The sequence below is a fragment of the Paenibacillus sp. P4_A7 genome, from assembly GCF_056402455.1.
This window is the reverse complement of the sequence record NZ_JBFUHJ010000212.1, coordinates 1-8,991: the sequence shown is the minus strand read 5'-3', so window position 1 is coordinate 8,991 and position 8,991 is coordinate 1. Positions and strand designations below refer to the sequence as shown.

Sequence of the window (8,991 nt, the reverse complement as noted above, 5' to 3'; positions counted from 1 at the left end):
GAGCAGAAGCATCAATACTATGGTTCATAGTAGACCTCTCCCCCTATACGAACAATGCTAACTTTGTAAAGACAACCAACGGTCTTGTTCATGCTTTTCTCCTCCTAATAAATATAGGCCTCTGAGTCAGAGGCCTTAAATTCAATATTACCAAACCTATCATATAAGTCCAGCTATAATTTCGTTCATGAAAGGTTATTTATGTCATCCAAATAGGGCTTCAGCTCTGGATTAGCTTCTGGTTCTTTCAAATTCATGCTTCTCAGCGCTTTAACAGCAATGCCCAGAACTGCATAATTGCGATACCATCTATGATCGGACGGTACAACATGCCAAGGAGCATGGCTGCTGCAATTTTTAAACAGCTTCTCATAGTAGTCCTGATACAGCTCCCAAGACTTGCGTTCTTCTAAGTCAGAAGGATCAAACTTCCAGTTTTTACTCGGATCCTCAATACGGCTCTTAAGCTTCTCAAGCTGAAATTCTTTTGATATATGTAGAAAAATCTTAACGATCTTCACATGATTATCAGCGAGCAACGATTCGAAATGGTTAATATGCTTGAATCTTTGCTTCGCCTCTTTATCAGACACTGACCCATGTACTCTAGTAATAAGCACATCCTCGTAATACGATCGATTAAACGCTGCAATATAACCAAGGGAAGGCACTTTACTATGCGCTCTCCACAAAAAGTCATGCTGCCTCTCCTCTTCAGATGGTGCTTTAAAGCTATGCGTCGTTACTCCTTGCGGATTGAGCCYGGAAAAAACATGTCTAATTGTTCCGTCCTTACCACTGCAGTCCATTCCTTGAAAGATGAATAAAACGGCCTTCTCTTTGACCGCTACAAGCTTTTCCTGCAGCTGCTCCAGCTCCACTTTCAGCTTTTCTGTTTCTTCCACTACATCCTGTTTACTTTGGAATTGACCTGTATCTGTAGGATCAATACTTAATAAATCCACTTTTTCGTTAGGCGAAAGTGCAAATCGATTTGGCATACCTATCACAGCCTTCCATTAGGATGCTTCAATTATATAACCCCTCATCAATCGAACCGATAAATGAGGGGTTTATATTTGAATTTGTTATTACCAAGCGTTTACGCCAAGCTTAACTAACGTCTCCCTTATAAAAGCAGGTTCATCTTCAGGCGTCCGGGACGTTACCAGATTACGATCTACAACGACTTCCCTATCTACAAAATATCCGCCTGCCGCTTGAATATCAACAGCAAGTGCTGGATACGCCGTTAACGTACGGCCCTTGAGCAGGCCAGCAGCTTCCAAAATTTGCGGACCATGGCATATAGCTGAGATCGTAATTCCTTCTTGATCAGCTTTCTGTACAAAAGCTTGCACATCAGCGTTGTTCATTAAATGTGAAGGAGATTTCCCGCCAGGAATAATAACAGCTGCATAATCCTCAGCGTTCGCTTCATCGATAGCCATATGCGTAGTATAGCTGATTGTTCCTTGCTTACCTTTTAACTCCTGATTGCCCTTCAAACCGATAATAACGGTATCATGACCGTTTTTCACCATTTCATCATAGGGGTTCTTCATTTCGGAATCTTCAAAGCCATCAGCCAGTAGAAAAGCTACTTTTTTAATTTGTGTCATCTGGAATACGCTCCTCTCGGTATTTAACCATAAGTTACTATACCCACTTTGACACTATTTGAAGCTACCGACTGATTTTTTTCTCCAGTGCAGAGGAGTTGCTAGGAGTACAAGGTTCAACTATTTCCAATGTTTCTCTTCCCACTGCATTTGAGCATGCAGCCGAAACCGGTCTAGTTGTAGCTCTGTTAGCTTCGGCAACGTAGAATCCGTTCTTACAATGACAAGTCTTGATTCGGAGTTCCAATCTACTTTTGCCCCGAAAGCTTCAAGAATAACTCGCGCTGGTATATAGGTTCTTCCTTGGGTTACCTGGGCGGGAGCAATGAGAATATGAGCTTTGCCATTGATTAAAGCGGTCTTCGAATCAATGTTAAGCTCTACGGTGACATCGCCTTTGCTAGCTGTAACTTGCCGCTTCGCATGATCGTAGCCGATAGTTGCACCAAGCTTTTTCAAGAGTTCTCGAAATGGGACGAGCGTAGTTCCTTTACTAATAATAGGGGCATTCTCTAATTCGACGAGCTCATTGTCCCAAACGACAGCTGCTTTATAATCTATTTCTTTAGGAGGAGCTGCCAAATCTATTAACCAGTCGCTAGCGGTTGGTAATTTGACGGTAAGTGGATCGTGAAGAAAATTGATCCATCTGCCATTGTTTGCGTCGATAGAAGGGTGTGGCTCTGTATGGAATATTGGAACCCCTGGTTTGACTTTCAAGCTATAGAAGGGCTCAGCCTTGCCAGTTTCCGTTTCCAAATAAATCATCTCAAGCTCAAATAAGGATAGAATACGATGTTTCGCATATTCAATGGGATACTTAGCTTTTGTATTATCAGTTTGAGTTGGAGTTTCTGGTTTCTGCCCTTCAAGGAATGCTCCATTTGCATCCAACGTGAATGATCTCGTCTTGGGTGAGTAATAATTAGTAGTAGATGAATAAATAAGTTTAGATTGCAATGGTTGATCAGGGCCCTCGGAATCAGGATCCTCGGAAATAAGGAGAGGTGGTTCAAATGCATCGAAAAAAATACGGCCTGCTTCTGCAGCGCTAATCATTTTCTTAGGCAAAACAAAGTTCATTTTTGTCCAACGAAATGAGTATTGATAGACTTCTCCAGTATCAGCTTGTACTCGAATCATTATCCCGTTGGATGGATAACGAATACCATCATTAGTACGATCAAAGAAGATAGGCTGGTCAGGGGAGTGTCGGTCAAACTCGTACATTGAAAAGGGATAATCGTCCAGCTTCCACTGAGCATCTACTTTCCAATTATGCTTGTTGAAGAAGTTGATTGCTGTTTCAGTCGGTTTAGCTAAAGGTTTGTTAGGCTCATTGCATGGATAGGCGCAAAGGCCATCGTCAAGATTTACTTCCTCATTGAAGTGTAAGAGCTCACCTGTAGTTGCACTGAGTTTGATTGTGCCACTCTCATTAATCCGCTCTGTTTCGTTATTTTTACCTACGGCGAAACTAATCGTCCATGCTTCAATCGGCTTTGTTTCCTTTGTCGTAGTAATGTTGGCTTTTGCTTCTGGCAATAGCTTTAATTGCTTGGCTCGTTCAATAGCTTGCTTACTATTAGTAATCTTCACGGCTGCAAGTGCATCCGTAGCTTGGGCTGTCGGTGTGACAGTCACTGATAGGCCTCCGAAAGCAATAACTACAATAAGCAGCAATTTGAGAAGAAGGTATCGCTTACTGCTCGTGTTATCCTGCTGAATAGGTTCCATGACACACCGCCTTTATCCATTTTATTGAAGAAATGATACAAAGAGATAGACGGCTTTTATTCAAAAAGGTTGCGAGGTCAAAACAAAAGATCGCACTAACCTGTCAACGTGACCAGGCAGGTTAGTACGATCTTATTTTGTATCGTTATTAGGTAACGTATATCGAATTAAATAAAGTGGAAGATTCAACTATTTCCAATGCTTCTCTTCCCACTGCATTTGAGCATGCAGCCGAAATCGGTCTAGTTGTTGCTCTGTTAGCTTCAGCAACGTAGAGTCCGTCCTTACAATAACAAGCCTWGATTCGGAGTTCCAATCTACTTTTGCCCCAAAAGCTTCAAGAATAACTCGCGCTGGTATATAGGTTCTTCCTTGGGTTACCTGGGCGGGAGCATTGAGAATATGAGCTTTGCCATTGATTAAAGCGGTCTTCGAATCAATGTTAAGCTCTACGGTGACATCGCCTTTGCTAGCTGTAACTTGCCGCTTCGCATGATCGTAGCCGATAGTTGCACCAAGCTTTTTCAAGAGTTCTCGAAATGGAACGAGCGTAGTTCCATTACTAATAATAGGGGCATTCTCTAATTCGACGAGCTCATTGTCCCAAACGACAGCTGCTTTATAATCTATTTCTTTAGGAGGAGCTGCCAAATCTATTAACCAATCGCTAGCGGTTGGTAATTTGACGGTAAGTGGATCGTGAAGAAAGCTAATCCATTCCCCAGTTTGCGCATCAATATAAGGGTGTGGCTCTTCAAAAAGTAAAGGTACTCCGTGTTTAACCCGTAAGAAATAGAAAGGCTCTGCCTTGCCTAGCTCAGTGTCCGCATAATGCAGCTCTAGTTCGTATAAGGAAAGAAGACGATGTTTTGCGTATTCTTTAGGATAACTAGCTTTTACGTTCTTTGGAGGTATTGTAGTTTGTGGAGCTCTCCCTTCTGGGAAGTTACCCTTTGCATCCAACTTGTATACTACAGGACCATTATTTAAGTAATCAGGACTAACTGTATAGATGGGTTTGAATTTCTCTGGTTCCCTAAGTTCCATTGAGTTAATGAGATTGGGTTCAATTGCATCGAACAAAATACGACCTGCTTTTTCGGGACTGATGATGTCATTAGGCATATTAAAGGTAGTTTTTGACCAGCTAAAGGAGTATTCACTTATTGTATTATCAGATGGATTAACCCTAATGGTTATCCCATTGTTTAGATAGCGTATGCCATTATGTGTTCGATTAAATCTGACTGAAGGAAACAGAAATCCGCGTTCATTAGCTACGTAATCAGAGATTGCATAATTATCGTGCTTATATTCCGCATCTATTTTCCAGTTGTGACTGTTTAAGAAGTCAGTTGCTGCTTTAGTTATATTAGCTTCAATTGTTTTTTGATCAGGGAGATCACATGGATAACAGCCTTTATTATTAACTCTAACATTTTCATGGAATTTCAAGAGCTCACCTGTAGTCGCGCTCATTGTAATACCGCCGTTTTCCTTAACGAACTCCTTTTCAGTGTTTTTACCGACGATGTAGATAACTGTCCATGTCCTAACTGGTTTTGTTTCCTTGGTCACTATAATCTCGGCTTTCTCTTCCGGCAACAACTTCAATTGCTTAGCTCGTTCAATAGCTTGCTTGCTGTCAGTAATCCTCATGGCTGCAAGCGCATCCTCTGCTTTGGCTGTCTCTGTTACTGTCATTGACAAGCCTCCGAAAGAAATAGCTACAATAAGAATCAGCTTAAAAAGAAGGTATCTATTTCTCACCCGGGCATCCCGTTGAGTAGGTTCCATTACACACCGCCTTTATCCATTTTATAGAAAAAATACTACAATGAGATAGACGGTAGTTTTTCAAAAAGGTTGCGGCGGCCTGATGGTTCTCAAGAGGAGTTGCTAGGAGTGAAGAACCTTACGAAGAACCCATTCTATCAAAGACCAAGGCAGCCATCTTTTCATAAAAGCAATCGATTTAGCATCTATCCCACTTGTATAACGCAGCTTCGGATGCTTGGATCTAACTATTTTCACTATCGTATTTGCCACCTGAATCGGATCAGGGGAGTTGTTCTCCGATTTTTTATTAAATTGATTAAATCGCTCTATCATTTTACTATAAGGAGAATTCGGAGCACTGCGGAAAACATGATTCGCTGCAATACCAGTGTTGTATGTGCCAGGCTGAACGAGGACGACCGGGATATTAAAGGCATAAAGTTCTAGGCGCAGAGCCTCGCTAAAACCTTCAATCGCAAATTTCGAAGCTGAATACGCACCCGTATTAGAAAAGCCTATTATGCCTGCTCCGCTGCTGACATTAATAATTTTCCCTTTATTGCTTATGCGCATATGAGGTATGACAGCCTTCGTTACGGAGACCATGCCAAAAAAGTTCGTGTTAAACTGAGCATGCCAATCCTCCATCGGCACCTCCTCAATGACACCCATTACAGCATAGCCAGCGTTATTAATTAATACATCAATATGACTCCAACGCTTGATCACATCAGAAATAACCTCTTCAACATCCTCTGGAAGCGTTATATCCAATTTCATGATTTCAATCTGCTCAAGCACATTTTTCTCTCTAGCTCTAGTTAGTAATGCTTCCTTCTTGCCTATGTTTCTCATTGTGGCGACTACATGATAGCCTTCTTCAGCCAATGCTATCGCGGTTAATAATCCAAATCCGCTTGAGGCTCCGGTTATAAGAGCCACAGGCTTGTTTTTTATCGGTGTCCCTACTGCCATAATGGATACTCCACCACCTTCATATGTTCACAAGTGAACGACCAAGTACTCACCTTGGAAAAGTTAATTACAAATGGAGTATAACGTATAACAGTGCCAGTTGTCCTTAATTATCAATACTGAACTGCTGCTGCACAAGATTCAGCTATTTCCAATATTTTTCTTCCCATTGTATTTGAGCATGTAGCCGAAATCGGTCCAGTTGTAGATCCGTTAGCTTCGGCAACGTAGAATCCGTCCTTACAATGACAAGCCTTGATTCGGAGTTCCAATCTACTTTCGCCCCAAAAGCTTCAAGAATAACTCGCGCTGGTATATAGGYTCTTCCTTTAGTTATACGGGCAGGCTCTACGAGGGTATGGGCTTTGCCATTGATATAGGCTGTTTTCGAATCAATGGTAAGCTCTATGGTGACAGCGTCCATGCTTGCTGTAACTTTCCGCTTCGCATCGTCATAGCCGATAGTTGCACCAATCTTCTTCAAGAGCTCCCGGAAAGGAACAAGCGTAGTTCCATTTGAAATAATAGGCGCATTCTCTAATTCGACCAGCTCATTGTCCCAGACGACAGCTGCTTTATAATCTATTTCTTTAGGAGGAGCCGCCAATTCAATTAACCAGTCGCTGGCGACTGGAAGCTTGACGGGAAGTGGTTGGTGAAGAAAATTGATCCAGCTTCCATTATTTGCATCGATATAAGGGTGTGCCTCCGTGTGGAATATTGGAACTCCTGCTTTGACTTGCAAGCGATAGGAGGGTTCAGCCTTACCTGTTTCCGTATCTATATAAATCATCTCGAGTTCGTATAAGGATAGAATACGATGTTTTGCATATTCAATAGGGTACTTCGCTTTTATATTTTCAGGAGGAGCTGGAGCTTGTGGCGTTTGCCCTTCAAGGAATAATCCCTTTGCATTCATCGTAAACGATCTCGATGTGTAATAATATATGTCATGCGTGTAAGGAATTGTAGACAAATAAATAAGTTTAGATTGCTCCGGTTGGTCAGGATCCTCAGAAATAAGAAGTGTTGGCTCGAAAGCATCGAAAAAAATACGGCCTGCTTCTGCAGAGGTAATCATTTGCTTAGGCATATCAAAGTTCACTTTAGTCCAATTAAAAGTGTATCGATAAACTTTACCGGTAATCGCGTGTGCTCGAATCATAATCCCGTTGGATGGATAACGAATACCATCATGAGTGCGATCGAATAGGACAGGTATGTCGATAGAGTTTCTAGATGATTCGTATGATGAAAAGGTATATTCATTCAGCTTCCACTGGGCGTCTACTTTCCAAGTATGGTTGTTGAAGAAATCGACTGCTATATCTCTTATTTCGGCTGAAGTTTTGAATGGCTCATTGCATGGATAAGCACAAATATCAGCGTCAAGATTTACTTCCTCATGGAAGTATAAAAGCTCACCAGTAGCTGCACTGAATTTGATTACGCCGCCCTCTTTCATCTGCTCTGTTGCGGTATTTTTACCGACGACGTAGCTAACCGTCCATGCCTCAACCGGTGTTGTTTCCTTTGTCGCTGTAATGACGGCTTTCGCTTGTGGCAATAGATTCAATTGTTTAGCTCTTTCAATAGCTTGCTTGCTGTCAGTAAGCTTTATAGATGCCAATGTATCCTCCGCATTGGCTACCTCTGTGACTGTCATTGACAAGCATCCGAAAGAAATAGCTGCAATAAGAAGCAGCTTAAAAAGAAGATATCTCTTGCTTACCTGAGTATCCCGCTCAGTAGGTTCCATCACACACCGCCTATACCCATTTTATAGAAAAAATGATACAAATAGTTAGACAGTTTTTTTTCAGAAAGGTTGCGGATTAATTATCAATACTGAACTGCTGCTGCACAAGCTTGCTATATAAGGCATGGTTTTCGAGAAGCTCGGCGTGAGTGCCTTGACCAGAGATTTCGCCTTTCTCCAGCACGATAATTTTATCCGCGCTTCGTATAGTCGACAGCCTATGAGCAATAACTAATGTTGTTCTGGATTCCATTAACCCTTGGAGTGCTTCCTGAACATGCTGCTCCGAATTGCTATCCAAATGCGCAGTAGCCTCATCCAATAGTAAAATATCTGGATTACGCAATATCGCTCTTGCTATCGCAAGCCTTTGACGTTGTCCACCAGAGAGCTTTACTCCTCTTTCTCCAACCTCTGTCTCATAGCCATCCGGCAACGATTCAACGAATGTAGTCAAATTAGCTTGATCCACCGCCTCTTTCATGCCCTTCTCATCCCAGCTGTCCAGTCCGTAGGTTAAATTATGACGAATTGTCCCGGCCATCATTGGGCTATCCTGAGAGACATAAGCAATATTACTGCGCCAGTCCTTTAATGACATACTAGCAATCGGTTGGTCTCCATATAGAATTTCACCTGCCGTAGGCTGGTAAAAGCGTTCAATCAACGAGAATAGCGTCGTCTTGCCTGTCCCGCTTGGCCCTACAAACGCGGTCATTTGTCCTGGAATTACTTGGAACGAAAGCGAATGAAGCAGCGGCCGATCCTCGGTATAACCAAAGCTTACTTCATTGAAAACAAGCATTTTTTTCATACCTGCATTTTCGCTAGCGGATAGAGACTCATTCGGATCAAAACCATGCTGCATTTTATCCTGCTGGTTTACCCCAAGCTCTTGGGACTCTTCTTCCTGTGATTCACTAAGAAGCTCTTGAATTCGCTCCGAAGCACCCATCGCCTTCTGAAATTGTGTGAAAAATGAAGCCATCTGCGTAAATGGCATAACGATTTGAAACATATATAAGATGATGGCTACAAGCTCACCACCTGTTAATGAGCCTTGTGAAACCTTCACTCCGCCGTAACCGATTAATACAACAAGAATGAGCAGCATAATAC

7 protein-coding genes are annotated in these 8,991 nt (G+C 42.1%); all 7 read right to left on the bottom strand.

What is annotated here, in order from left to right; translation table 11 throughout:
• Window positions 1–185 precede the first annotated feature (185 nt).
• On the bottom strand, window positions 186–1,001 hold the full coding sequence (locus tag AC1DWN_RS21005; protein ID WP_477560853.1) for a PPK2 family polyphosphate kinase: 816 nt from the start codon (window positions 999–1,001) through the stop codon (window positions 186–188).
• A 90-nt stretch (window positions 1,002–1,091) separates the two neighbouring features.
• Entirely contained in the window at window positions 1,092–1,613 is a 522-nt protein-coding gene (locus AC1DWN_RS21000; protein ID WP_477560854.1) for a type 1 glutamine amidotransferase domain-containing protein, read from the bottom strand.
• Window positions 1,614–1,742: 129 nt separating this feature from the next.
• On the bottom strand, window positions 1,743–3,359 hold the full coding sequence (locus AC1DWN_RS20995) for a copper amine oxidase N-terminal domain-containing protein (RefSeq protein WP_477560852.1): 1,617 nt from the start codon (window positions 3,357–3,359) through the stop codon (window positions 1,743–1,745).
• 189 nt (window positions 3,360–3,548) lie between these two features.
• Complete coding sequence (locus tag AC1DWN_RS20990; RefSeq protein ID WP_477560851.1) at window positions 3,549–5,063, bottom strand: copper amine oxidase N-terminal domain-containing protein; 1,515 nt, start codon at window positions 5,061–5,063, stop codon at window positions 3,549–3,551.
• Between the two features lie 195 nt (window positions 5,064–5,258).
• On the bottom strand, window positions 5,259–6,113 hold the full coding sequence (locus AC1DWN_RS20985; RefSeq protein WP_477560850.1) for an SDR family oxidoreductase: 855 nt from the start codon (window positions 6,111–6,113) through the stop codon (window positions 5,259–5,261).
• A gap of 145 nt (window positions 6,114–6,258) precedes the next feature.
• Window positions 6,259–7,872 (bottom strand): copper amine oxidase N-terminal domain-containing protein, encoded by a 1,614-nt coding sequence (locus AC1DWN_RS20980; protein ID WP_477560849.1) that lies wholly within the window; start codon window positions 7,870–7,872, stop codon window positions 6,259–6,261.
• 76 nt (window positions 7,873–7,948) lie between these two features.
• On the bottom strand, window positions 7,949–8,991 hold a 1,043-nt coding region (locus AC1DWN_RS20975), incomplete at its 5' end, for an ABC transporter ATP-binding protein (RefSeq protein ID WP_477560848.1).

Excerpts from the sequence above, each read along its gene's own strand:
- AC1DWN_RS20995 (WP_477560852.1), bottom strand. The coding sequence starts at position 3,359 with ATGGAACCTATTCAGCAGGATAACACGAGCAGTAAGCGATACCTTCTT.
- AC1DWN_RS20985 (WP_477560850.1), bottom strand. The coding sequence starts at position 6,113 with ATGGCAGTAGGGACACCGATAAAAAACAAGCCTGTGGCTCTTATAACC.